Annotated in this window: 20 protein-coding genes; 12 read left to right on the top strand and 8 right to left on the bottom strand. The window is 66.4% G+C overall.

Translation table 11 applies throughout. The features are described from left to right. Nucleotides 1-2: 2 nt before the first annotated feature. The 5 genes from ACWDTI_RS09890 to ACWDTI_RS09870 all read right to left on the bottom strand — a co-directional run bounded on the left by ACWDTI_RS09890 (nucleotide 3) and on the right by ACWDTI_RS09870 (nucleotide 4,963). The gene (locus ACWDTI_RS09890; protein WP_449737894.1) at nucleotides 3-503 is read right to left on the bottom strand and encodes an SDR family NAD(P)-dependent oxidoreductase; all 501 of its coding nucleotides are present in this window, start codon (nucleotides 501-503) and stop codon (nucleotides 3-5) included. After that, nucleotides 500-1,432 (bottom strand): acyl-CoA dehydratase activase, encoded by a 933-nt coding sequence (locus ACWDTI_RS09885; protein WP_449737893.1) that lies wholly within the window; start codon nucleotides 1,430-1,432, stop codon nucleotides 500-502. The genes ACWDTI_RS09890 and ACWDTI_RS09885 overlap by 4 nt, the downstream gene beginning before the upstream one ends. Further along, nucleotides 1,432-2,772, bottom strand: coding sequence for a 2-hydroxyacyl-CoA dehydratase subunit D (locus ACWDTI_RS09880; RefSeq protein ID WP_449737892.1), 1,341 nt, complete (start codon nucleotides 2,770-2,772; stop codon nucleotides 1,432-1,434). Before ACWDTI_RS09880 ends, ACWDTI_RS09885 begins: the two co-directional genes overlap by 1 nt. Nucleotides 2,773-2,787: 15 nt before the next feature. Beyond that, entirely contained in the window at nucleotides 2,788-3,957 is a 1,170-nt protein-coding gene (locus tag ACWDTI_RS09875) for a 2-hydroxyacyl-CoA dehydratase subunit D (protein WP_449737891.1), read from the bottom strand. A 157-nt stretch (nucleotides 3,958-4,114) separates the two neighbouring features. Next, nucleotides 4,115-4,963 (bottom strand): PaaX family transcriptional regulator, encoded by an 849-nt coding sequence (locus ACWDTI_RS09870; protein ID WP_449737890.1) that lies wholly within the window; start codon nucleotides 4,961-4,963, stop codon nucleotides 4,115-4,117. Between the two features lie 140 nt (nucleotides 4,964-5,103). Here ACWDTI_RS09870 and ACWDTI_RS09865 point away from each other — a divergent pair, with 140 nt between their 5' ends. The 3 genes from ACWDTI_RS09865 (at nucleotide 5,104) to ACWDTI_RS09855 (ending at nucleotide 9,099) form a co-directional block, all read left to right on the top strand. After that, on the top strand, nucleotides 5,104-5,895 hold the full coding sequence (locus ACWDTI_RS09865) for an SDR family NAD(P)-dependent oxidoreductase (protein ID WP_449737889.1): 792 nt from the start codon (nucleotides 5,104-5,106) through the stop codon (nucleotides 5,893-5,895). A 157-nt stretch (nucleotides 5,896-6,052) separates the two neighbouring features. Beyond that, nucleotides 6,053-7,213 (top strand): acyl-CoA dehydrogenase family protein, encoded by a 1,161-nt coding sequence (locus ACWDTI_RS09860; protein WP_449737888.1) that lies wholly within the window; start codon nucleotides 6,053-6,055, stop codon nucleotides 7,211-7,213. Nucleotides 7,214-7,458: 245 nt separating this feature from the next. Continuing rightward, on the top strand, nucleotides 7,459-9,099 hold the full coding sequence (locus ACWDTI_RS09855) for an AMP-binding protein (RefSeq protein WP_449737887.1): 1,641 nt from the start codon (nucleotides 7,459-7,461) through the stop codon (nucleotides 9,097-9,099). Nucleotides 9,100-9,711: 612 nt separating this feature from the next. Here the strand turns inward: ACWDTI_RS09855 and ACWDTI_RS09850 are convergent. Then, on the bottom strand, nucleotides 9,712-10,041 hold the full coding sequence (locus ACWDTI_RS09850; RefSeq protein WP_449737886.1) for a hypothetical protein: 330 nt from the start codon (nucleotides 10,039-10,041) through the stop codon (nucleotides 9,712-9,714). Between the two features lie 138 nt (nucleotides 10,042-10,179). Here ACWDTI_RS09850 and ACWDTI_RS09845 point away from each other — a divergent pair, with 138 nt between their 5' ends. Continuing rightward, complete coding sequence (locus ACWDTI_RS09845) at nucleotides 10,180-12,993, top strand: ATP-binding protein (protein ID WP_449737885.1); 2,814 nt, start codon at nucleotides 10,180-10,182, stop codon at nucleotides 12,991-12,993. 136 nt (nucleotides 12,994-13,129) lie between these two features. Here ACWDTI_RS09845 and ACWDTI_RS09840 read toward each other — a convergent pair whose 3' ends face one another. Further along, nucleotides 13,130-13,624 carry a nuclear transport factor 2 family protein gene (locus tag ACWDTI_RS09840; RefSeq protein ID WP_449737884.1) on the bottom strand — a complete coding sequence of 165 codons (495 nt, stop codon included), beginning with the start codon at nucleotides 13,622-13,624 and terminating at the stop codon, nucleotides 13,130-13,132. Between the two features lie 130 nt (nucleotides 13,625-13,754). Here ACWDTI_RS09840 and ACWDTI_RS09835 point away from each other — a divergent pair, with 130 nt between their 5' ends. From ACWDTI_RS09835 to ACWDTI_RS09810, 6 genes are all read left to right on the top strand, one after another. Further along, entirely contained in the window at nucleotides 13,755-14,372 is a 618-nt protein-coding gene (locus ACWDTI_RS09835; RefSeq protein ID WP_449737883.1) for a TetR/AcrR family transcriptional regulator, read from the top strand. A gap of 95 nt (nucleotides 14,373-14,467) precedes the next feature. After that, on the top strand, nucleotides 14,468-15,664 hold the full coding sequence (locus tag ACWDTI_RS09830; RefSeq protein ID WP_449737882.1) for an acyl-CoA dehydrogenase family protein: 1,197 nt from the start codon (nucleotides 14,468-14,470) through the stop codon (nucleotides 15,662-15,664). After that, complete coding sequence (locus tag ACWDTI_RS09825) at nucleotides 15,661-16,395, top strand: hypothetical protein (RefSeq protein ID WP_449737881.1); 735 nt, start codon at nucleotides 15,661-15,663, stop codon at nucleotides 16,393-16,395. The genes ACWDTI_RS09830 and ACWDTI_RS09825 overlap by 4 nt, the downstream gene beginning before the upstream one ends. Beyond that, nucleotides 16,392-17,255, top strand: a complete 864-nt coding sequence (locus tag ACWDTI_RS09820) for an alpha/beta fold hydrolase (protein ID WP_449737880.1) — start codon at nucleotides 16,392-16,394, stop codon at nucleotides 17,253-17,255. The genes ACWDTI_RS09825 and ACWDTI_RS09820 overlap by 4 nt, the downstream gene beginning before the upstream one ends. 4 nt (nucleotides 17,256-17,259) lie before the next feature. Then, on the top strand, nucleotides 17,260-18,954 hold the full coding sequence (locus ACWDTI_RS09815; protein WP_449737879.1) for an AMP-binding protein: 1,695 nt from the start codon (nucleotides 17,260-17,262) through the stop codon (nucleotides 18,952-18,954). After that, the gene (locus tag ACWDTI_RS09810; RefSeq protein ID WP_449737878.1) at nucleotides 18,947-20,179 is read left to right on the top strand and encodes an acetyl-CoA C-acetyltransferase; all 1,233 of its coding nucleotides are present in this window, start codon (nucleotides 18,947-18,949) and stop codon (nucleotides 20,177-20,179) included. The genes ACWDTI_RS09815 and ACWDTI_RS09810 overlap by 8 nt, the downstream gene beginning before the upstream one ends. 90 nt (nucleotides 20,180-20,269) lie before the next feature. Here the strand turns inward: ACWDTI_RS09810 and ACWDTI_RS09805 are convergent, their stop codons facing one another. Then, complete coding sequence (locus ACWDTI_RS09805; RefSeq protein ID WP_449737877.1) at nucleotides 20,270-20,518, bottom strand: DUF2530 domain-containing protein; 249 nt, start codon at nucleotides 20,516-20,518, stop codon at nucleotides 20,270-20,272. Between the two features lie 22 nt (nucleotides 20,519-20,540). Here ACWDTI_RS09805 and ACWDTI_RS09800 point away from each other — a divergent pair, with 22 nt between their 5' ends. Beyond that, a complete protein-coding gene (locus ACWDTI_RS09800; RefSeq protein WP_449737876.1) occupies nucleotides 20,541-22,148 on the top strand; it encodes a solute carrier family 23 protein in 1,608 nt (535 codons plus the stop codon). 215 nt (nucleotides 22,149-22,363) lie between these two features. Beyond that, nucleotides 22,364-22,750 (top strand): MarR family transcriptional regulator, encoded by a 387-nt coding sequence (locus ACWDTI_RS09795; protein WP_449738047.1) that lies wholly within the window; start codon nucleotides 22,364-22,366, stop codon nucleotides 22,748-22,750. The last annotated feature ends 122 nt before the right edge of the window (nucleotides 22,751-22,872 follow it).

Here is a 22,872-nt window from a genome sequence, read left to right as displayed (position 1 = left end):
CCTTATCTTGGGGAACTTTGTGATCTGAGCGCTATCGCGACCTTGACGAACTCTGCCGCACGGTCTTCGTGCACCGCCTCCGGCATCTCGGAGATCGTGCACACCCAGACCCCGCCGATCTGCTCGGTGGTCGGAGGGCCGGTCCCGATCGTGATGCCCCCACCCGACGCGGTCATCGATTGCCGGACAACATCACTGACGACTTCAGTATTCGACAAGCAGGTGACCACGATGTCGGCGTCACCCAGTGAGGCCGCCAGTTCGGCCACCACGCGCTCCGCGTCCGTGGTCGAAGAGAGATCACCACACGCCGGGATCGCCCAGATACCCGATGCTGCACCGAATACCGCTTGCGCCGTGGCCTCGGCCGCATCGGGGTCGACTCCGACGATTCCGATGCGCTGGCACCCCGCACGGACGAAGTGCAACGCCACCAGACGTCCCAGTTCGGTGTCGCCGCCGACGACGACGACCGTCGAATCCTCCAAGTGCGGCTGTGTCATCGGCCGGGCTGCAACGTGAGCGGCACGGGCCCGTGATCGTGATCGCCGGTGCCATCACACCCGGCGCAGGTCGGGACGATGCCGGCGGCCCGTTGGGCGAGTTGGTCTTTCGCTGCGGTGTCCCGACTCTCGGTGCGCCCGAGCGACCCGAGGTATTCGTCGCGTGCGAGGAGTCCGGCACCGTAGGCGCCGGCGATCTGCGGCTGGGCCAGCACTTCCACCGGATGGCGCAGTGCCTTCTCGAGGTAGTGGCGGGCCGCCTCGTTTCGCGCGACCCCGCCGGTCATGACCGTGGGTGTGGCCTTGCCGACCTGTGCCACGAGCCCCAGCGTGCGGGCGGCGACGGCCTTGTGGACCGATGCTGCGATGTCGGCCGTCTCCTGTCCCTGGGCGAGCATCGAGATCACCTCGGTCTCGGCGAACGTCGCACACATGCTGCTCACCTCGAGGCCGTCGGTCCCCGACATGGCCAGGGCACCAACCTCACTCACATCGACTTCGAGGGCGCGGGCCAGCACGTCGAAGAAGCGTCCGGTCCCGCTGGCGCAGCGGTCGTTCATGGCGAACCGCTCGACGAGGCCGTCGTCGTCGACGGTGATGGCCTTGCTGTCCTGGCCGCCGATGTCGACGACCAACCGGACTCCGGGATGCATGGCGGCGGCGCCGCGGGCGTGGCAGGTGATCTCGGTGAACGAGCGGTCGGCGCCGGGCACGAGTTTGCGGCCGTACCCGGTGCTGATGGTGCGCTTGATGTCTCGCGCCGAGACCTGTGCGTCGTCGAGGGCTTGATCCATCGCGAGCGACACCGCCTGGCGACTGACCGCGCCCATCTGCACGACGCTCGATCCGACGAGAGTGCCCGCGTCGTCGACGACGGCGGCCTTCGCCGTCGTCGATCCGAGGTCCACCCCCAGCACGTACCAGGACATCAGACCGAGGTCTTCATGCGCTGCACGTCAATGGCTTCGAGCATCGCCTCGAGGCGGCTGTCGAACAGTTCGTCGTTGTAGAAGGCGGCGTCGGCGACGTCGCCCTCGAAGAAGAACGACTTGACACCGCGTTCGCGTTCCGCGGTTTTCGCGAGCATGGTCTGCGGATTCGTCATCGCCCGGCAGGTACGTGTGGAGTGGAACGCGATGCCGTCGATCGCGTACTCGTCGAGGCGGCGCAGCAGTAATTCCTGCAGGTTCTTGAGTCCGTGATTCAACGGGCACAACAGGTAATGCTGCGCCATGCCGCGCAACGGGTTGTCCACGTCGATGAGTTGCGGTTCCTGCCAGAAGGATTCGTGGGTGTAGCGCCCGGCGACGACGGCGACGTCGTATTCGGCGAACTTCTTGGTGAGGAAACCGAGCTTGTTCCAGTTCATGATGCCGTCGAAGTACACGCGATAGCGTTCGTTGGCGACCGCCGGCACGCCGTCGACGAGGCGCTGTTCGATCTCGGCCTTCACGCCGGCGAAATAGTCGACGAGCGCCTGGTTTCCGGGCAGGAAGTTGATGGGTGCGATGCTGGCGACCCAGTCCCAATACGTCGCGGGAGTCGGCGCCTGGGCGCACAGGGCCATGCCCTCCAGGCGGAGCTCGGAGGCGCGCTTGATGTAGGACATGCTCTCGCTCAACATATCCCAGTTGAACGGACGCCCGGTCTGGTACTCCAGGAACTCGACGAGTTCACGGAGCTGACCCTCCGCGTAGTCGCTGACCTCCTCCCACTCCTCACCGCGCATGTAGCCGGCGTCGGGCTTGTTACCCCATAGCATCGGCAGCGACACGTTGAACACCGGGAGTTTGCGATCGAAGACGCGGTAGGTCATGGCGTCCCACTGCTGACCCGTACTGCAGCCGGCGTAGCCGTTGACGAAGAAGTCCGGCGCCGGGAGTTTCGCGGCGAGTTCCTGCTGATCGAGCATCCCCACCACACCGGTGTCGCTCTCTGTGAGGTTCTGCCGAGTGAGTACCGCGCAGCCGAGGTGAGTTCTCGCATAGGAGCACAATTCGCCGATATAGCCGTACTCGGCGCCCGCCAATTGAGCGGGCTCCTCGAGGTGTTGCGCGGCCAGTCGAGCGGCGAATGCCTCACCGTGGCACCACTCGAGTCCCGCGGCCTGGAACAGCGGATTCATCGCGGCGCCGTTGTACCAGACGACGTGCTTGCCGCGCTCTTTGGCGGTGAAGATGTTGTCCCAATAGGCGGCGGTCATCTTGCCGCCGACCTTGGTGCTCGACAGCTTGTTGGTCTTGTCTTTCTGAAACAGCTCAGTGGTCATCGTGTCTCCTTGGTGTCAGACCGCGGCCGCAGCGGGCTGGCGGCGGATACGTTCGACGAAGGTCTCCATCTGGGTGCGCAATTTCTCCAGCGGAATACCCTCGTGTTCGGTTTCGATCAGCAACAGTGGGATTCCTTTACTCTCCAGTGCTTTTCGCAGCTCCGGGTAGTACAGCATGTGCGGTTCGCAGAACTTGGCCATCAGGACCACGACCCCCGATGCACCACTGGCCTTGACGGAATCCAGAAGGTAGGTGTCCCAGTCGACTTCGCTGGTGACGCGAGTCGGGCAGGGGGCGTTGAGATTTCGCTCGAGGTACCACGACGAGAGGGCGGCGAAGGGCTCTTCGTTCTCCGGCACGTCGGTGGAGATGTAGCGGTAGCCGGTGTAGAGGTCGTCGTCGACGACGATGGCTCCGGCTTCCTCGATGACATCGAGAATCTCCGGCCGTGGTGCATGGCAGAAGTGGCCCGAGATGTGGAGGCGGACAACGTCGGTCGGTGCGTCGGCGACGGTGAGATCGGCGAGGATGGTGCGCAGGACCGTGGTGTGCTCGTCGATGTCCATGACCATGCTCGACTTGACCAGCAGCTGCATCTCGCTCGCGGTGATCCGCACCCGACCCGACCGTCGCAGGCTGTAGAACTCCCGAAGCAATTGGCGGTTCCGGTTGAATGCGGCGGTGCTGGCGGACAGTTGTGCCTCGGAGATGGTTGTGCCGATGACGGTTTCGACCTCGGCTCGTAGGTCGGCCATCCGGTTCTCGACGCGGGGACGGGTCGAGGCATTGTCCATGGCGGTGGTCAATTGCGCGAAGTGGACGGGTTTGGCCGGGCCGGCATAGCGGATGACATCGACCGCACCGAGGAGTTGGACGCAGTGGTCGGCGGCGACAAAGGCGTCGAAGACGTCGAGTTCGCCGATGGCGGCCTGGTCGGCGATGCTGCGGGTGTAGCCGCAGTAGAACTCGGCGAGCAGGCTGCGGCCCTCGGTGATCGGTGTGCGGCTCTCCTGGATGACGACGGGCAGGGCGCCCGCGGCGTGCACCAGTTCGACGGGGAAGTTCATCGGGAAGGAGCCGATCACCTGTCGCTGATGGGTGTCCTTCCAGCGTTGGGCGTAACTGACCGGGTCGTCGGCGGCCGCTTGCAGTAGTGCCATCGAGGGTGCGTGGAGTTCGCTCACGGTGTTCCTTCGGCTGTGATGAGACGCAGTGGCTGTGGATGAGGCAACGTCATCGCGCGTCAGAGGAAAATAATACATTTGAAGAGTTGTTATGTCTATATATGTAGAACGTTGTGGGGACACGGCAGGGCCACCTGGCCACGACGGGTGGCGATGGTCAGTCCAGGCCGGCGATCGCCAACCAGTGCGCGTGGGCTTCGGGTGCCCGCTCAGCGCGTAGGGCCTGGAGCCGGCTGATGACGGCCAATCCGGGCCAGTCGGGCAACAGCTCGTGCGGTAGCTGGGGATCCATATACGGGGTGTGGCGGAGGGCATCGATGAGCTCGATGTGCGCGATGAACGCGGCCTTGCCGGTGAGGTGCTCGTCGTCGGCGAATCGCTCACGCAATTCTTCGTACGCGGCCGACACCTTGTCGAGGTCCCACGACCGCTGGACGAGTTCGGCCTCGGGTATCCCGACGGCGGCGGGCGACCCGATGAAGGAGATGGTGTTCGCGCTCAAGCCGAGTTCGTCGATCGCGGTCTGGGCCTCGGGGAGTCGATCGACGTGCGGGGTTACCCAGATACCGGCGCTGGGATTGCCGAACCCCGCCCATTGCAGTGCCGCATACAGCTTCTTCCTGGTCGCGCGATGGGACTCGGGGATGGGTGCGATGAGCACCAGCCACCTGCCATCCCACCGGCCGGCGGTCGAGTCCCGGAACACGCGGTGGGCACCCTCCCGGAAGACCTCATAGGTCCGGTCGGTCAACGCCCACTTCGTCTCTCGGCCTTCGCGCTCGGCGGTGAGGAGTCCGGATGCGCCGGCCCGCGCGATCGCCTGCCGGCTTGCTGATTCGCCGAATCCAAGCCCGGTGAGCGCGTACAAGAGCGCGGCGGTGCGAATCGGCTGTCGATACGGCTCGACGAACTCCCCGAGAATCGAGATCAAGGCCGATCGAGCGCTGCCGACCGAGGTCGCGGAGTCTCCCGGAAGGTCGTCGGCGCGATCGGTCATGAGCGACATCGTAGCCAGTGGCGGCGTCCTCGTAGCTGTCGACATGACACCAAAACTACTACAACTATGGATAGATAGTCATCAATAGTGTAGAACTTTAAGCAGTCGGGTCCCGACCATTCGGCACTCGTTCACGAGAGGTGAAACTGATGTCACAGCCCCCACTGGTGCGCACCTACGACGACTCCGGCGCCATCATCGTCGGCGGCACCTCGGGTGTCGGACTCGCGTCGGCGCTCGGCTTCGTCGACGCCGGCGTCCGCCGACTGGTGCTCGTGGGTCGCGACAAGGAGCGTGGTGACGCGGCACGCGAGTCGGTACGCGATCGGTGCCCCGACGCCGACGTGGTGTTCATCTCCGCGGATGCGACGGACAACGCCGACGTCGAACGGGTCGTGTCCGCCGCGCACGATGCCCTGGGTTCGGTGGACATCCTCGTCAACTCGACGACGACCGCCTACAAGCCGGAGCTGCTGCATCGCACGCCCGCCACGGTGTTCTCCGACATCCTCACCGGACAGGCACTACCGCCGATGTTCTTCACCCGTGCCGTCCTGCCGCTGATGGGCGAGCAGGGCGGCGGCAGCATCATCAACATCGCCTCCGACGCAGCGAAGGTGCCCACCCCGGGTGAAAGCGTCCTCGGCGCCGCGATGGCGGCGATCTGCATGTTCTCCCGGGTGGCGGCCGTCGAGGCGAAGCGAAATGGTGTGCGTGTCAACGCCGTCACCCCGTCGCTCATCGCCGGCACCCGTACCGCCGACAATGTGCTCAGTGACGGGTTCAGCCGATCACTGTTCGAAAAAGCCTCCACCCAAGCACATCTGGGGGTCGCGGAACCCGACGACCTCGCGTCCTTGATCGTCTTCCTCGGCGGACCGGCCGCGGCACGCCTGACCGGTCAGACCATCAGTGTCAACGGCGGCATCTCCGCTTTCTGATCTGATCTCACCACGGGTGGGCGGTGGCACGGCCGATGCGGCGGGATCATGTTGGTGCGCTGAAAACTCTCGCCGCATCAAGCGATAACCGCCGCGTCGACCGGGGCACGGGCGACGGTGAGCACGCCAGCTCTTCTGGCCTCGAAAGGAATTCGCAATGGCGCCACTACTCACGCCCGAACAAGAGAGCATCCGTGACACGGTCCGCGACTTCGCGCATCGGCGCCTTGCCCCTGGCTACCTCGAGCGGGCGAAGAACACCGACTTTCCGTGGGGCCTGCACAGGGAGGTCGCCGGGTTGGGCGCGTTGGGTCTCCTGGCCGGCGAACGATACAACCCGCTCGACACCGAGGATTACGTCGCCGCCGGGTTGGTGATCGAAGAGATTGCCGCCGCCGATTTCAACATGGCCAACGCGGTGATCCCGGTGATGCTGATGAGTTCGCTGCTTGCCCGCCACGGGGCGCCGGAGTTGCAGGACGCATGGTTGCCGAGACTCGTTGCGGGGGAGACCTATCTGGCATTCGGGCTGACCGAACCCGAGGTCGGATCCGACGCCGCGCATATCCGCACGACCGCGACCCGGGTCGACGGCGGATACCGTATCAGCGGTGAAAAGACCTCCGTGACAATGCTTCCGAATGCCGAAGCAATCCTGTTGGCCGCTCGTACGGTGATCGACGAGATCGAGGTGGGGGTGTCGACTATTCTCGTCCCGCTCGACGCCGATGGGATCGCCACCTCGGTCGTGGGTGATACGGGATGGCAGCCGCTGGGTCGAGGAGTGCTACACCTCGACGATGTGTTCGTCCCCGACGTGAACCTTGTCGGGCCGGAAGGGCGAGCCTTCTCCAAGGTGCTCAACGGATTCGACTTCACCCGACCGCTGCTGGCGCTCGCCGGTATCGGAGTGGCGCAGCGCTCCATCGACGAGACCGCCGAGTATGTGCGGCAGCGGGAAGCTTTCGGCAGCCCGCTGGCCAAGTTCGAGGGCGTGTCATTCCCGTTGGCCGAACACCTCACCAAGCTCGAAGCCGCTCGACTGGTGTGCTATTCGGCGCTGGAGAGACGAACCCGCGGCCTACCACACACCGCCGAGGCGGCGATGGCCAAGTGGTTCGGACCCGTCGTCGCCAGCGCGGCGATCAAGGATTGTCTTCTGCTGCACGGTAACTACGGCTACTCGAGCGAACTACCGTTCGAGCAGCGGCTGCGCGATGCGATGTCGGTGGAAATCGCCGACGGCACAGCGCAGATCCAGAAGATCATCATCATGCGGGAGAAGTACGGCACGGATTTCATTCCGTACACGAAATAGATGCGGCAGGTGACATCCCACCGCTGGTCGAGTAAGCGACCGAGCGTGAGGTAGGGAGCACATCGAGATCACTCGCCCAAACGGCGATACTCACATGTTCGAAAAATACTGTGGTGCATGCCAACTCTGACCACCCAACCCTTGCGGACCAATGGTCCGACCGTTTAAGATGTGAGGTAAGCCACTACCGTGCGGTAGCCACGCTCAGACCATGACAGCCCATATTGCGATTGGAACCGAATCCCATGGCACTCACCACCTCCCACTGGCCCGCCGTCGCCAGCTCCGGTGTCCGAGACATCACCCTGCCGCAGCTTATTCGCGAGGGTGCGCAGACCAATCCCGACCGTGTTGCGCTGGTCGACGCCGTGCCCGATATCGAGGCGCGCCGTGAATGGACCTATACCGAGTTGGTCGACGACGTCGAGCGGTACGCGCGGGCGTTGCTGGCGGAGTTTGCGCCAGGGGATCGGATCGCGATCTTCGCGCCCAACAGCGCCGATTGGGTGATCCTGCAGCAGGCCATCGCGATGGCGGGAATGATCGTCGTCGCCGCCAATCCGGCCTACCGATCCGACGAGCTGGAATACGTGCTGCGCCAATCCCAGGCGTCTGGAATTCTCTATCAGGCCGAGTACCGCGGTGCCGATCTCGGCGCGATCGTCGCGACGGCGGCCGGCGCGGTGCCCTCGGTGCGGGTCTCGATCCCCAATGACCAGTGGTCGGAGTTCGCCGGACGGGCCAACCCGGACACCGAACTCCCTGAGATCGCGCCAACCGACCCGGTGCAGATCCAATACACCTCGGGCACCACCGGATTCCCGAAAGGTGCACTGCTGCATCATAAGGGCATCGTGAACGAGGCGACCTTCGTCTTCGAACGCGCCGGCATGCAGGACGGTGGTGTGTGCATCAACGCGATGCCGATGTATCACATCGGCGGCGGGGCGGTTACCGAGCTGGGTACGTTCGCGGCGCACGGAACCTATGTGGTGCTACCGGGATTCGATCCGGCGGCGGTCCTGGAGGCCTACGAGACCTACCGTGGCACCCATGGATTGCTGGTGCCCACCATGCTGCTGGCACTGCTCGATCACCCCGATGCGGTGACCCGCGACCTCTCGAGTATCCAGACCGTCATGTCCGGCGCGGCCGCGGTGCCGGAAGCATTGGTCGCGCGAGTCACCAGCGAATGGAACTGCGACTTCTCGATCTTGTTCGGGCAGACGGAAATGCACGGTGTCATCAGCCAGACCAAGGTCACCGACACTCACGAGGACCAGGCCACCACCGTCGGTCAGCCGCTGCCCGAACTCGAGGTGCGCCTGGTCGATCCCGTCACCGGTGATGTGGTGGCGATCGGGGAGCAGGGCGAGATCTGTTGCCGCGGTTATCAGAACATGCTCGCCTATTACGACATGCCGGAGGCGACCGCGGCCACCATCGACGCCGACGGGTGGCTACACATGGGCGACCTGGCCACCATGGACGAGCGTGGCTTCCTCAAGATCACCGGCCGCCTCAAGGAGATGATCATCCGCGGTGGTGTGAACCTGTATCCCCGGGAGATCGAGGAACTGCTTTTCGGTCATCCGGCCATCGCCGACGTCATCGTCCTCGGCATTCCCGACGAGTACTGGGGTGAACAGGTCGCGGCGGTCATCCGGCCCGCGGACCCGGCCGTGCGTCCCGATCCGCAGCAGCTCAAAGAGTGGTGCCGCGAACGGATTTCGGCACACAAAGTGCCCGCGTTGTGGTTCTTCGCCGAGCAGTTCCCGATGACGCCATCCGGCAAGATCCAGAAGTTCAAGGTGCGCGACGAGATCGTCGCCGGTGAGCTGGTGCCCGACGCGGTGACCGGTGGAAAGCCTGCGGCGGTGCGCTGATTGCGGTCGTCAGCTGTGCTCGAGATACAGCGAGATCGCTTCGGACCGATTGACCGCCCCGATCTTGCGCAGCACCTTCTTCATCTGTCTTCATGCCGACCCGTTGTCAAAGGTGCCCGCTCTTCGGCGCAGGCCATCGGTCGCAGTCGGTGAGATCCGCACATCAGTCCATGTCGCATCGCGGAAGTAGCCGTACTGCACCACGGGCCAAGACGTGGCGCGGCTCGGCCAACGTGTTGGCTCAGCCGCCGGTGGCAAGTGCGGTAACCGGGGACGCGAAATTGCGACATCTATCGCCGTACTCGGGACGACAAGTAGCGGCGAAGCCGCCCCCGTAACGCCGGGTTGTCACCGCAAACCTCGTCGCCGGGCCGAAATCGGGTTCCATCGTGCGGCAATCGAGACCGCGGTCACCGAACTCCGAGAACAACCGCAGGTGGAGCGAATCGACGAGCCGTTTGAGGCCGGTGGGGAGGGCTGACCGGGGGCAATGGTCGCCCACTCGACACAAAGATTGGTCAACCGTAGGTAGCCGATGCCGGCGCAGCTATGAATCACCCTGCCCCCAGCGAGATCCGCGGGGGCAGGGTGATTCGTGTGGTGTCCACGCGGCTACGCGGACGCCGTGGCACTCGTCGGCTCGTACACGGCTGCGACCGGGAAGATCTCGACACGGTCGGGTCCTTCGGCCAGCAGTGCCGGGTCCTCGCCGGGCAGCAGCTCGGTCGCCATGATGGCCTTCGACGCCGCGAGCAGCGCCTCCTCGGTGTCCGCGAGTGAGACGACGACCTCGGAGCCGTCCTCTCCCCGGCACACGTACGCCGTGCGCACGCCCGGTACGGACATCGCCGCCGGTGCGATCCGATGCTTCTCGGCGAACTCGGACGCAGCGACCTGCTCACGGGTGCGCGGGCCGGTGAAGGTGGTGAGTTGGATGTACATGATGTCGCTCCTCGGGGTGGCCGGGCACCGTTCCGGCGGGATGAGTGATGGTGCGTGTCAAGTCTGTGTCGGCAGACGCCTCGGGCGAATCAGTGGCGGCACGTAGTCGAGTACCTAAATCGACGTCATACTTTCTACGTGGAGGCACCGTTCGTCGGTCGTGCGCAGGAGGTTGCGCAACTTCGCGGCGCCCTTCTCGCGGCCGGACAGGGCCGCGGGCGCATTGCGGTGATCTCCGGACCTGCCGGTATCGGGAAGACGCGGCTGGCCGAGGCGGTGGTGGGCATCGCGGACGATCTCGCCATTCCGGTCGTCCGCGGGCGTGCCGTCGACGATGACGGGATGCCGGCGTTGTGGCCCTGGCGGCGGGCGGCCCGCGACCTTCCCGGTCTGCGGTCGGTGCTCGATGGGCACACCGGACGCGCGTCGGCGGCCGCATCCCGGTTCGAATTCTTCGAGGCTGCCGCGGACGCGTTGCGCGACGACGCCGCGCCCCAGGGGCTCGTCGTCGTCCTCGAAGACCTGCACTGGGCCGACCGGACCTCCCTGCTGATGCTGCAACACGTCGTCGCCGATCTCGCCGGTGCTCGGGTGCTGGTGCTCGCGAGCATCCGTGACCCGGCCGGCACAAGCGCTACCGAGAAGGCGGCACAACTCCTGTCGGAACTGCCGCGTGCCCCGGGAGCGTTGTCTCTGCCCCTGGCCGGGTTGAGTCGCGCCGAGGTGCGCCGCTGGCTCGACGAGGTGATCGGTCCCGACGCGGTGCCCGACGAACTCGTCTCCCGGGTCCACGACGGGACCGACGGTAACCCGCTGCTGGTGCGGCTGGTGCTCGAGTCGATCCGGGCCGGCGACATTTCGACGATCCCCGATCTTTCCTCGGGCGCCCACGTGCGGCAGATGACACGCGGGCTGCTGGACTCCCTCGACCCCGGCACCCACGAGGTGCTCACCGCTGCAGCGGTACTCGGCGAACATCTCGACCCGACGCTGGTCGCCCGAATGCTGGATCGCGCTCCCGACGATATCGCGAGCGTGTTCGAGGAAGCCGCCCTCGGGGGCATACTCCGTTCGGCACCTGGGACTCTCGCATTCACCCACGCGCTCGTCCGCGACGCGGTCTACGGTGAGATCGGCGAGGTGGAACGTCGGTCGATGCACGCCGCGGCTGCGCGCGCGCTCTGCGACCGTGATGACACCGACGAGGTCGCGGGCATGATCGCAACACATTGGCGCAGTGCGGGTGACGCCGCGCATGGCGAGCAGTGTGCCGAGTGGGCGCGCCGCGCCGCGGACATCGCATGGTCGGCGCACGCCTACGACGAGGCCGCGGATTTCCGGGCCATCGCACTGTCGGTCACGCCGGACGACCGCGACGGTTGTCGACGACGACTTCTGGTCGACACGGCGCGTGCCGAGTTCGCCGCCGGGCGCATCGCGCTCAGCCTCGACCATTGTTGCAGCGCAGCAGATTTGGGGGAGTTGGCCGCCGACCCCGCCGCGACGGCCGACGCGGCGCTGGTCGTCAACGGTATCGGCTCACCGGAGGTCGTCGGCGTCGTCGACGACCTGTGTCGCCGAGCGCTCGCCATGGTGCCCGAGTCGGATCACGCCACGCGTGCCCGGCTGCTGGCACAGCGGGCGATGGCCGCGGCAGAACGGGAGGACGGCCCGACGTCGACCTCGTTGTCGGCGTCCGCGCTCGAGTACGCCGAACGGGGCACAGACCCAGATGCGTTGCTCGACGCCATCGCGGCCCGGCATCTCTGTTTGGCGGGTGGGGGGCATGAAACCGAACGAGAAATGCTTGCGCGCAGGGCAATCGACATCGCTGACCGATCGACGCGACCGCTGGCGACGATGTGGGGGCATATCTGGATGGCCGATGCGGGTTTCGGGACGGGCAACCTCGTGCTCGTCGAGCGTGAGCTGACCGAACTCGACCGGGTGGCGACGCGCCGTCACCTGCCGCTTGCGCAGTGGCACGCGCAGCGGGTGCGGGCCGCGCTGGCATTGGTGCGTGGGGACATCGCGGCAGCGCGCGGTCACAATGCGGCGGCGGCGGCGCTCGCGGAAGCGATCGATGACGTTTCGCTGCGCGGGATCTCGGATGCGTTCACCGCCCAGGTGTGCATTCTGCGGGGACAGGTGGACGATCTCGAGGCGACACGGCGGATGATCCGCGTGGCGCCGCAGATCCGGCTCGTCCGCGTCTTCCTGCCGTTGATGCTCGCGATCGCCGGCGAGCGCGACGAGGCCCGTGAGGCATTCGAGGAGTTTCGCCACCTCCCGCAGACCGGTGGCGGCGGGCCCCGATGGACTCCATTGCTCGTTCAGATCGGTTATGTCGCAGTGATATTGGACGATGCGGAAACGGCCGAGGCGGTCCTGTCGCAGGTCGTGCAGCTTCGCGACGACTATGGTCCGGCCGGTGGAGTTGCGAGTCTCGGCGCCTTCGCCCGGGTGCTGGGCGACCTGGCCCGAACCGCGGGGCGCCCCGACGAGGCCGTCGAGTTGTACGAGCAGGCGATCACCATGAACAGCCACCTCGGATCGAGACCCTATGTGGCGCTGAGCCGTCTGGGGCTGGCCACTGTGCTGGCCGACCGCCGCGCGGCCGGTGACCTCGAGCGCGCCGTCGACCTCGTGCAGAGCGCCGCCGACGAATGCCGCCGCCTCGATCTCCCCGGGCACCTGCACAGCGCGACCGTTCTGTTGTCGACGATCCACGCCGATCGAGTCGTCACGAACAACTTGTCGAAGCGGGAGAACGAGGTTGCCACGCTGGTTGCGGACGGGTTGTCGAACCGGGAGATCGCCGGCCGCCTGTTCCTGTCCGAGCGGACCGTCGAAGCCCATGTCCGCAGCATCCTCACCAAACTCGGTTTCACCAACCGCACCGAGGTTGCGGCGTGGGTGGTGCGTGCCAATACTTCTGGGCCGCACGGCTGAGGAGACCTCGTCTCCGGCCGATGCGGCGGCCAGTCCGTCGGCCAGTTCGTTCGCCGCTGCGGCCGTCGCGTCTCGGCGACCTCCGGCAGGGTTGAGCTCGGCCGAGCAGGGAGTGATTGCGGTGGGCCACCCTCGGTTACGGCCGCACCGCCGCCGCACGTGCGGACTCGACCGCGAAAAGGTTCTCGTCCCAACCCTTCTCGAGGGGTCCGAAGAAGTGGAAGCGGACCTGCTTGACCCGGTAGCGCCACCGGCCGTCGACCTTGACCACTTCGTCGGTGTAGCGGCCGGCAGCGATCGAGGCCACGCCGTCGGTGACACAGGGCTGCCAGAGAAACGACCGCACGACGGCTCGGTCGTCGCCCAGTTCGATATCGAGGTTCGTGATGAAGTGCCAGAACGAGGTGAGGCCGGTATCGGCGAGGCCGGCGAAGAACTCGCGCATCTCGGCCTTGCCGCGCGGATGCGCCAGGCCGTCGAACTCACCGTCGTCGGTGAACAGATCCATCAGGGCATCCCAGTTCCCGTCGTCGAGGTGGCGGCAGTACCGGGCATCGAGCGAGCGGATCGCCTCGAGATCTTCGAGGCGGGTCAGCCGATCCAAGAGAGGGATATCGGGCGGGGTGGACATGAATCATCCTCCGTACATATTAACGATCGTTCATATGAAGGTGACCATAGCGACTCGTCGACCTCGCGGTCAACGTCAATTTCGCGGGCAACACCGCTGGTCGCGCTCAGGGACGCTACCGTCTGAACCTATGAACACCCGGTCGCCTGCCGACGCACCCGGCATTCGGGAACGCATCATCGACGCCGCACTCGACGAGTTCTACGTGTCCGGATTTCACGGCGCGACGGTTCGGACCATCGGTAATCGTGCCGGTTGCAGCGCCGCCAACGTCTACAACCACTTCGACTCCAAGTCGGAGTTGCTCGTGGAGATCCTGCGTGCGGCCAGTGACGCGCAGTTCACCGCAACCCGGACCGCATTGCGCAAGGTCGGGGTCGATCCGGCACGACGATGGGAGGCCGCGGTGACGGCCCACGCACTGTTCGCCGCGCGCAATCCGAGGGAATGTCTGGTCGCCAACACCGAACTGCGCTACCTGGGTGACGTCGACCGCAAGCGCGTCGTCGGGTCCCGCGACGCCCAGGAGCAGCTCTTCGTCGACATCGCCGAGGAGGGTGTCGAACAGGGGTTATTCGTCATACCGCGGGTACATCAGGCGGTCACCGCGGTCCTGACCATGTGCTCGGGTATCCCGCTCTGGTTTCGCCCCGACGGCCCGCTGACCGCGCAGGAGGTCGCCGAGGACTACGGGAGATACGCACTCAACCTGGTCGGATACCGCGACGACCCACGCCGCGGCCGTTGACGTCGCGACACGGAAGTGTTGTACTGGGTGAACGCTTGTTAATGAAGATCGGGGCGTGACTTCCCCGATTCGCCGGTTCTGCCAGGAGCTCACCGATGACCCACCGCCCGTCGCAACCGCGTGACGACAGCCCCCGCTACCTCACCTCCGAACGCCTCGCGATCCGCGACCTCGCCCGCGAGTTCGCGATGACCCAGGTGCTGCCGGTGGCCAACGAACTCGATCCGGTGCAGGGCACGATCCCGGACACGCTCAAGAAGGCCATGGCCGAGGTGGGCTTCTTCGGCATCATGATCCCCGAGGTGCACGGCGGGCTCGGTCTCGGTGTCTTCGAGTATTGCCTGGTCGCCGAGGAACTCTCCCGCGCGTGGATGAGCGTCTCGGGGCTGCTGGCCCGCGGCAACGGCATGGGCGGCGGCTTCACTCCGGAACAGGAAGCCGACCTGCTGCCGCGCGTGGCGCGTGGCGAATACCTCGGCGCCTACGCCCTCTCAGAAGCCGAGGCCGGCTCCGACGTGGCCAACATCTCCTGTCGTGCCACCCGCGACGGCGACGACTGGGTCGTCAACGGCACCAAGATGTGGTGCACCTACGCCGACGAAGCCGACTACCTCGTGCTGTTCGCACGGACCGACCCCAACAAGGACCCGGACAAGCCGCACCGTGGTATCAGCGCCTTCCTCGTCGAGAAGGAACGCGGATCGTTCCCCGCGGGCATCTCGGGTACGAAGGTCCGCAAGATCGGCTACTTCGGTTGGCACACCTGGGAACTGGCGTTCGACAACTTTCGGATCCCGGCCGACCGGATGCTCGGCGAACAGGACAGGGGCTTCTACCTCGCGGTCAGCGGCCTCGAGGTCGGCCGTGCGCACACCGCGGCCCGCGCCATCGGACTGGCCCGTGCCGCGCTCGAGGACTCCATCGCCTACGTGCACACACGCCGGCAGTTCGGCCATGAGATCGCCGACTTCCAGCACCTGAGGTTCAAGATCGCCACCATGGCCGCCGACATCGAGGCCGCCCGCCAGCTGATGTACTCGGTCGCCACCGACATCGACACCGGCCGCCGCTGCTCACTGGAGGCGTCGATGTGCAAACTCGTGGCCACCGAGATGGCCGAACGGGTCACCAGCGAGGCCATCCAGATTCACGGCGGCGCCGGCTACACGACCGACTTCCAGGTCGAACGGCATTGGCGCGACGCGCGACTCACCAAGATCTTCGAGGGGACCAGCGAGATCCAGATGCGCATCATCTCCGACGAACTGCTCGGTAAGGCCGGAGCCGCGTGAGTACCGACACGATTCACGTCCGCGTCGGCGACCGCACCGACGTGCCCGCGCAACTCGCCGCGCAGCGCCTCGAGGTCTCGGGGCTATGTCTGCCGTCGGAGTCGGCACTGATCGGGCGGGCCTTCGCCGAGCTCGCCCTACCGCCCGTGCCCGCCGCCACGCGCACCACCGTGCATTGGACGGCAACGCATCCGGTTCGGTTGCTCGACTCGGTCCGCGTCGAGTCGGTGATCACCCGGATCGCCGACGGCGCCGTCTCCCGCTCCGTCCGATTGCTCGACGAGACCGACACCGTACGCGAAGATGGCACGGAGACATGGCATCTGGATGTGTCGAGAGACACCGAGGCCGCCCTCGACTTCTGCACACCCGCGTGGGGGGAGCTGTTGCGCACCAGCCTGGAGGGCGATCCGGCCTTCGGGTCGTCGTTGAGCACCTGGGACGGCACCATCGGACTGCGTTGCGGCGACAGGGAAGTGCACCTGCGCATCTACCGCGGACGCATCATCGACGTCACCCGACGTGTGCCACACGGCGCGACCTTCACCTTTGTCGCCCCCGAGAATCTGTGGATCGAACTGGTATTCAGCGACCACGACGAATTCATGCGTCGCGCCATCGGCGGCGAATTCTCCTCCACCGGAGACGGTTACGAGTATGTACGGCTCACCAAACCGCTGAACATCATCATCGGGCATGCCCGCCGGATCGCCCGGGAGGCCCGAGCATGATCGAGGCACGCTACCTCACCATCGGCGGGATCCTCGGATTCGTCGAGATCGTCACGCCCGACACGTATTCCGCGGCGGACACGTTGCCGACCGTGCTGTGCATCCATACCGCGGGACAGAGTGGGGTGCAATGGCGGCACGTCGCTGCCGACCTCGCCGGCCATGGCTATCGCGTTGTGGTGCCGGACCTCCCGGGTCACGGCCGCTCCGAGCCCGCCCCGGACGGACCGGTGACCGATCTCGGCGTATACGGCGACTGGCTGGTGGAGCTGCTCCGCGAGCTCGACGTCCACCGCCCGATGGTGATCGGTTGCTCCATCGGCGGCAAACTGACCCTCGAACTGGCGACCCGCCCCGACTTCCCACTGGCCGGGGCCATCGCCATGGAAGCCGAGGCCGCACCCGGGCGCGTGAATGTGTCCGGGCTGCAACGGGAACTCGAAGACGTCGCCGGCCCGTCGCGGGCGGAACGCACTTACCTGGGCACGCTCGCCTCGGTCGGGCGATCGCTGTCCCGGGCCGCCGCCCATCGGATCGCGCTGATGCACCGGCGCGAAGACCCCGAGATCTCCTCGTCGGATCTCATCGGCTGGGGCCGCCACGACGTTCGAGACCGTCTCGATGCCCTGACCTGTCCGCTGCACCTCGTCTGCGGCACGGATGACCCGTGGATCGCAAGCAGTTCTGTGGAACACCTTGCCGCACAGGTTAATTCGATGGCCCCGAATCGCGCGAGATTCACCGCGCTGCCCGGGATCGGGCACTACCCGATGGAAGAGATCGAGGGCTTCGCCGAACTCGCCGCAACGTGGCTGGCCGACCTGGGATCCGCCGTCGCGACCCCGGCCGCACCCAGGTGACCGCGTGAGCACCACCACCACCTCGGCACTGACCGGACTGCTCGACGACCTCGCTGCCGCCAACCCGACCGCACCGGCCGTCTACGACGTCACCGACGGACGCGTGCACACCGTCTCCCGCCGCGACCTCCGCGGCCGCGTCGATGCGTTGCGGACCGAACTCGACGCCATCGGGATCCGCGAGGGCCAATGCCTCGCCGTGTTGCTGCCCAACTGGTCCGACGCGATCGCCTGGCAATTCGCTGCGGCAGCGGTGGGCGCCCACGTCATCGGGGTCAACACCCGCTACAACATCGGCGAAGTTGCACACATCCTCACCGCCGCGCGGCCCGCAGTGGTGGCCGTGGCCCCGGACTTCCACGGCCTCAAGCTCTTTGACATGCTGAGCGACGCCCACGAGCAGTCCGGTGTTCCCGCACCGGCGATCGCCGTTGTCGGCGGCCCGACCGGGCCGCACGCGGACCCTGCGCTCTTCGATCTCGGCGCCGGCGCCTGGGCCGCCGGGAGCGGCGACACGCGCTCGGCGCAGGTGCCGACGACACCGCTGACCGCCGTCCTCACTCCGGCCGGCCACACCGGCGACCCGGCCGATCCGATCGCTGTCGCGTTCACCACCTCCGGCTCGACCGGCATTCCGAAGCTTGCCGCACATCGTGATTCGGCTGTGGTGAATCATGCGCGCGCGGATGCCGCCGTCATGGGCGTCGCCGACGGCGATGTCGCGTTGTGCGTTCTCCCGGTCTCGGGCGTCTTCGGTTTCAGCGCCGCGTACGCCGTGCTCGCCGGGGGCGGGGCGCTCCTGATGGAACCGGTGTTCGATCCCGCCGGGACGTTGGCACGCATGGCCGAACTCGGCGTCACCCATGCCGTCGGCGGCGACGATCTGTTCGGCCGGCTGCACGACACCTGGCACGAGGGCGACCGTATCCCGTTGAACTCGTGGCGCTGGTTGGGTATTGCCGACTTCCTCGGCCGCTCCCAGGACATCGCCCGCTGGGTGCGCGACGAATTCGGTACGCATACCACCGGTGTGTTCGGCTCGTCGGAGATCTTCGCGCTCGCCCTGGTGTGGGCCGCCGACGACCCCGAAGAAGTGCGCCGGCGCGGGGGCGGCCGCCCCGTCAGCCGGGCCATCGAGGTCCGGATCCGCGACCCCTTCGATGATCGGGAGGTCCCCGACGGCGAGCAGGGAGAGTTGCAGTTCCGTGGACCCACCGTCGTCGACGCCTATCTCGGTGACCCCGATGCAGCCGCGCGGTCGTTCACCGACGACGGCTGGTTCCGCAGCGGCGACCTCGGCATCGCCACCGGCGACGGCGGCTACATCTACGTGTGCCGTATGGGTGATGTGTTGCGGCTGCGGGGATTTCTCGTCGACCCTGCCGAGATCGAACACCGGCTGGCCGAACACCGTGGCGTACAGACCGCCAAGGTCGTCGGGCAAACCGGCGCCGGCGGGCACACCGAGGCGATCGGCTTCGTCGTGCTTGCCGCCGACGCACCCGACGGCCTCGACGCGGCGTCACTCAAGAGCTGGTGCCGCGACCGGCTGGCCGCGTTCAAGGTGCCCGCCGCGATCCATATCATCGAGAAGATGCCCACCACGGTGGGCGGAAACGGCAACAAGATCCGTGCCGCCGTCCTGCGCGACTGGGCCGACGCGTGGACCGATCAGGAAAGAGACCATCGCCATGGCTGAACCGACCACCGCGACCGATGTCGTGATCTGCGAACCGCTCCGCACCCCCGTGGGCCGGTACGGTGGCATGTTCATCGACATCCCGGCCGCCGACCTGGCGGCCCGGGTGATCTCAGAGTTGCTGTCGCGCACCGGAATCGACCCGGAGACGGTCGACGACGTCATCTTCGGCCAGTGCTATCCCAACGGTGAGGCCCCGGCCATCGGACGCGTGGCGGCCCTCGACGCCGGTTTGCCGGTGACCGTGCCCGGGCTGCAACTCGATCGTCGCTGCGGGTCCGGGTTGCAGGCGGTCCTCGATGCCGCCATGCGCATCCAGACCGGGGTGGCCGACATCGTGATCGCCGGCGGCGCCGAATCCATGAGCCGCGCCGAGTATTACACCGAATCCATGCGCTGGGGCGCCAAGGGTGCGCCCGCGGCGCTACACGATCGGCTGGCCCGCGGTCGGGTCACCGCCGGCGGCCGCAACCATCCGATCCCGGGCGGGATGCTGGAAACCGCCGAGAACCTGCGCCGAATCTACGGCATCTCGCGTCGCGAGCAGGACGAGCTGGCCGTCGAGTCGCATCGTCGTGCGGTCTCCGCGATCGATGAGAAGCGGTTTCTCGACGAGATCGTTCCGGTCTCCGTCCCGCAACGCAAGGGCGATCCGGTCGTCCTTGATCGCGACGAACATCCCCGCGCCGACACCACCCTGGAATCCCTCGCCCGGCTGCGCCCGATCATGGGCCGCGACGACCCGGACGCCACGGTGACCGCCGGCAACGCGAGCGGCCAGAACGACGGCGCGGCAGCCTGCCTGGTGACCACCCGAGCCCAGGCCGACACGCTGGGCCTGCGTCCACTGGCACGTCTGGTCACCTGGGCGGTCGCCGGCGTCCCGCCCGAGCAGATGGGCATCGGGCCCGTGCCGTCCACAGCCAAGGCCCTGGCCCGGGCCGGGCTCGACCTCGCCGACATCGACCTCATCGAACTCAACGAGGCGTTCGCCGCGCAGGCGCTGGCCGTGACCCGCGAATGGGATTTCGGCGCAACAGATTTCGACCGCACCAACGTCAACGGATCGGGCATCTCCCTCGGCCATCCCGTGGGCGCCACCGGTGTGCGCATCCTGGCGACTCTGCTCCGCGAACTCGACCGTCGCCAGGCGCGCTACGGCTTGGAGACCATGTGTATCGGTGGGGGACAGGGGCTCACGGCGATCTTCGAACGGATTGCCTGACGGTCCACACACGGTTTGCCCCGTCAACACACGAGATCCCGTGTGTTGACGGGATAAACCGTGTGTGAAGAACGAGAACGGGGTCCGAGCTCAGTCCAACCCGCGCTGCGCGGTGCGATCGCCGCGCCTCACCGCGGCACGCTGGATCAGGAAAACAGTGGTGCCCAGCACTCCGACCGCCAGTCCGACGAGGCAGACGGCCAGCGTGCGGTCCCCACCCCAGCCGGTCACCCACACGACGATGGCCGCCAGCAGCCACGCGGCCATCCCGACGACGATCACCGGTTCGGGGGCGCGCAACACGCGCGGCAGTTCGGGGATGTCGGGTGCGTCGGACATGGGTACAGAGTAACTTTCGACTGTGCCCACCGATTCGTCGAGCGAGCCCACAGAGTCATCGGCAACGCCCTCAGCCTCAACGAACTCGGCGTCCCCACCGCCGACCGCAACCGGCAGTACTCCGACGGCAACCGAAAACGCGGCAACGGCAAGCGGAAGCACTCCGACGGACGTCGGACGGCTGCCTACAACACCCTCCGGGCCGCTTGATCGCTTCTTCAAGGTCAGCGCCCGCGGTTCGACGCTGAACCGCGAGTTCCGCGGGGGACTGGTCACGTTCTTCACGATGGCCTACATCGTCGTGCTGAACCCGATCATCATCGGCGGCATCCCCGGCGGCGACAAGAACACCGACGTGCTCGGCAACGTGCTGCCGATCGCCCAGGTGGCCGCGGTGACCGCGCTCGTCGCGGGCGTCATGTCGATCATCTTCGGCCTGGTGGCCAACTATCCGTTCGCGATTGCCACCGGTCTGGGCATCAACAGCCTGCTGGCCGTGACGATCGCGCCGGAGGTCACCTGGCCGGAGGCGATGGGGCTGGTGGTCATCGACGGCATCATCATCGTGCTGCTCGCGGTGACCGGGTTCCGGACGGCGGTGTTCAATGCCGTGCCCGCGGAACTGAAGGCGGCCATCGCCGCCGGTATCGGCTGCTTCATCGCGTTCATCGGATTCGTCGACTCCGGCTTCGTCAGGCGCGTCCCCGATGCCGCCGGCACGACCGTCCCGGTGCAACTCGGCATCGACAACTCCATCGCCACCGTGCCCACCCTCATCTTCGTGCTCGGCATCCTCCTGATGGGAGTCCTGGTGGTGCGCAAGGTGCCGGGCGGCCTGTTGATCGGCATCGTGATCACCACGGTCGTGTCGATCATTCTCGAGTCGATCCTCGAGCTCGGTTCGAGCGTCAAGAACCCGCACGGCTGGAGCCTGTCGGTCCCGGCCATCCCGGACAGCTTCGGGAGTGTCCCCAACCTGAGCCTGGTCGGCGACGTCGATCTGTTCGGCGCCTTCACCCGCATCGGGGTGCTGGCGGCATCGGTGTTCGTGTTCACCCTCGTGCTGTCCAACTTCTTCGACGCGATGGGCACGATGACCGGCCTCGGCAAGGAGGCCGGATTGGCCGATGAGAACGGCAATTTGCCGGGAATCGGCAAGGCGCTCGTCGTGGAGGGCACCGGCGCCATCGCCGGTGGCGTCGCGTCGTCGTCGTCGAACACCGTTTTCGTCGAGTCGGCGTCGGGTATCGCCGAGGGTGCGCGCACCGGCCTGGCCAACGTCGTCACCGGTGTGCTGTTCCTGGTCGCGATGTTCCTGACCCCGCTCTACAGCGTGGTGCCGCAAGAGGCCGTCGCGCCGGCGCTCGTGGTGGTCGGTGCCTTGATGATCGCCCAGGTCCGCTCGATCGACTTCACGCAGTTCGCCATCGCCCTGCCGACCTTCCTGACCATCGTGACCATGCCGTTCACATATTCGATCGCCAACGGCATCGGGGTCGGATTCATCAGTTGGGTGGTGATGGCCACCGCCGCCGGCAAGGCCAAGACCGTGCATCCACTGCTGTGGATCGTGGCCGCCGTCTTCATCGCCTACTTCGCGCGCGGCCCGATCTCCGACCTCATCGGCTGATCGGTGCAACTGGGTGTGTTTGTGGCGCCGATTCCGTCACTGGAGTGACGGACGCGACAGCAGTCGACTCGAAGTCGCAAATCTGCGATTTATACATTGCAAATACCCACAAGTGAATTACCCTTAGCAAGGTGAACTCCGCAGTCTCAGATCTCGCTCTCCCGGAAGTATCGGAGGTCACCCTCTCGGGTGACCTCTCCCTGGCCATCGTCCGGATGGCCAGGCGTTTACGCGGACGACGCCTGAGTAAGGTCGTCTCGCTCACACAACTGTCCGCGATGTCCACCCTGCATCACGAAGGCCCGATGACCCCCGGCGCCCTGGCCAACGCCGAACGGGTGCAGCCGCCATCGATGACGCGCGTCATCGCATCGTTGTCGGATCTCGGCATGGTGTCGCGGGAACCGCATCCCACCGATGGGCGACAGGCAATCGTGACGCTCGCGCCCCGCGGCAGCGATGTCATCACTGCGGAGCTCGACGCCCGCGAGGAGTGGCTCAGCGACCGGCTCGCCGAGCTCACCCCGCAGGAACGTGAGACCTTGGCGGCCTGCGTGCCGATCATGCAGAAGATCATCAACGGTGGTGACGACCGGAGGTAGGTTTCGACTCGATGCTCCGCTGGAGCGCTCCGCATCGGCTCAACCAGCGGTGGGTAGCTTGGCGCGCAGGAGCGGCTCAACCAGCGGGTCTTGCTTGGCGCTGGGTATCGGCTCAACCGCCG

Source organism: Gordonia sp. NPDC003424, assembly GCF_053588655.1.
This window is presented reverse-complemented; position numbering and strand designations above follow the sequence as displayed.

Excerpts from the sequence above, each read along its gene's own strand:
- ACWDTI_RS09890 (WP_449737894.1), bottom strand. The coding sequence starts at position 503 with ATGACACAGCCGCACTTGGAGGATTCGACGGTCGTCGTCGTCGGCGGC.
- ACWDTI_RS09885 (WP_449737893.1), bottom strand. The coding sequence starts at position 1,432 with ATGTCCTGGTACGTGCTGGGGGTGGACCTCGGATCGACGACGGCGAAG.
- ACWDTI_RS09880 (WP_449737892.1), bottom strand. The coding sequence starts at position 2,772 with ATGACCACTGAGCTGTTTCAGAAAGACAAGACCAACAAGCTGTCGAGC.
- ACWDTI_RS09870 (WP_449737890.1), bottom strand. The coding sequence starts at position 4,963 with ATGTCGCTCATGACCGATCGCGCCGACGACCTTCCGGGAGACTCCGCG.
- ACWDTI_RS09865 (WP_449737889.1), top strand. The coding sequence starts at position 5,104 with ATGTCACAGCCCCCACTGGTGCGCACCTACGACGACTCCGGCGCCATC.
- ACWDTI_RS09860 (WP_449737888.1), top strand. The coding sequence starts at position 6,053 with ATGGCGCCACTACTCACGCCCGAACAAGAGAGCATCCGTGACACGGTC.
- ACWDTI_RS09855 (WP_449737887.1), top strand. The coding sequence starts at position 7,459 with ATGGCACTCACCACCTCCCACTGGCCCGCCGTCGCCAGCTCCGGTGTC.
- ACWDTI_RS09850 (WP_449737886.1), bottom strand. The coding sequence starts at position 10,041 with ATGTACATCCAACTCACCACCTTCACCGGCCCGCGCACCCGTGAGCAG.
- ACWDTI_RS09840 (WP_449737884.1), bottom strand. The coding sequence starts at position 13,624 with ATGTCCACCCCGCCCGATATCCCTCTCTTGGATCGGCTGACCCGCCTC.
- ACWDTI_RS09835 (WP_449737883.1), top strand. The coding sequence starts at position 13,755 with ATGAACACCCGGTCGCCTGCCGACGCACCCGGCATTCGGGAACGCATC.
- ACWDTI_RS09830 (WP_449737882.1), top strand. The coding sequence starts at position 14,468 with ATGACCCACCGCCCGTCGCAACCGCGTGACGACAGCCCCCGCTACCTC.
- ACWDTI_RS09820 (WP_449737880.1), top strand. The coding sequence starts at position 16,392 with ATGATCGAGGCACGCTACCTCACCATCGGCGGGATCCTCGGATTCGTC.
- ACWDTI_RS09810 (WP_449737878.1), top strand. The coding sequence starts at position 18,947 with ATGGCTGAACCGACCACCGCGACCGATGTCGTGATCTGCGAACCGCTC.
- ACWDTI_RS09805 (WP_449737877.1), bottom strand. The coding sequence starts at position 20,518 with ATGTCCGACGCACCCGACATCCCCGAACTGCCGCGCGTGTTGCGCGCC.
- ACWDTI_RS09795 (WP_449738047.1), top strand. The coding sequence starts at position 22,364 with ATGGCCAGGCGTTTACGCGGACGACGCCTGAGTAAGGTCGTCTCGCTC.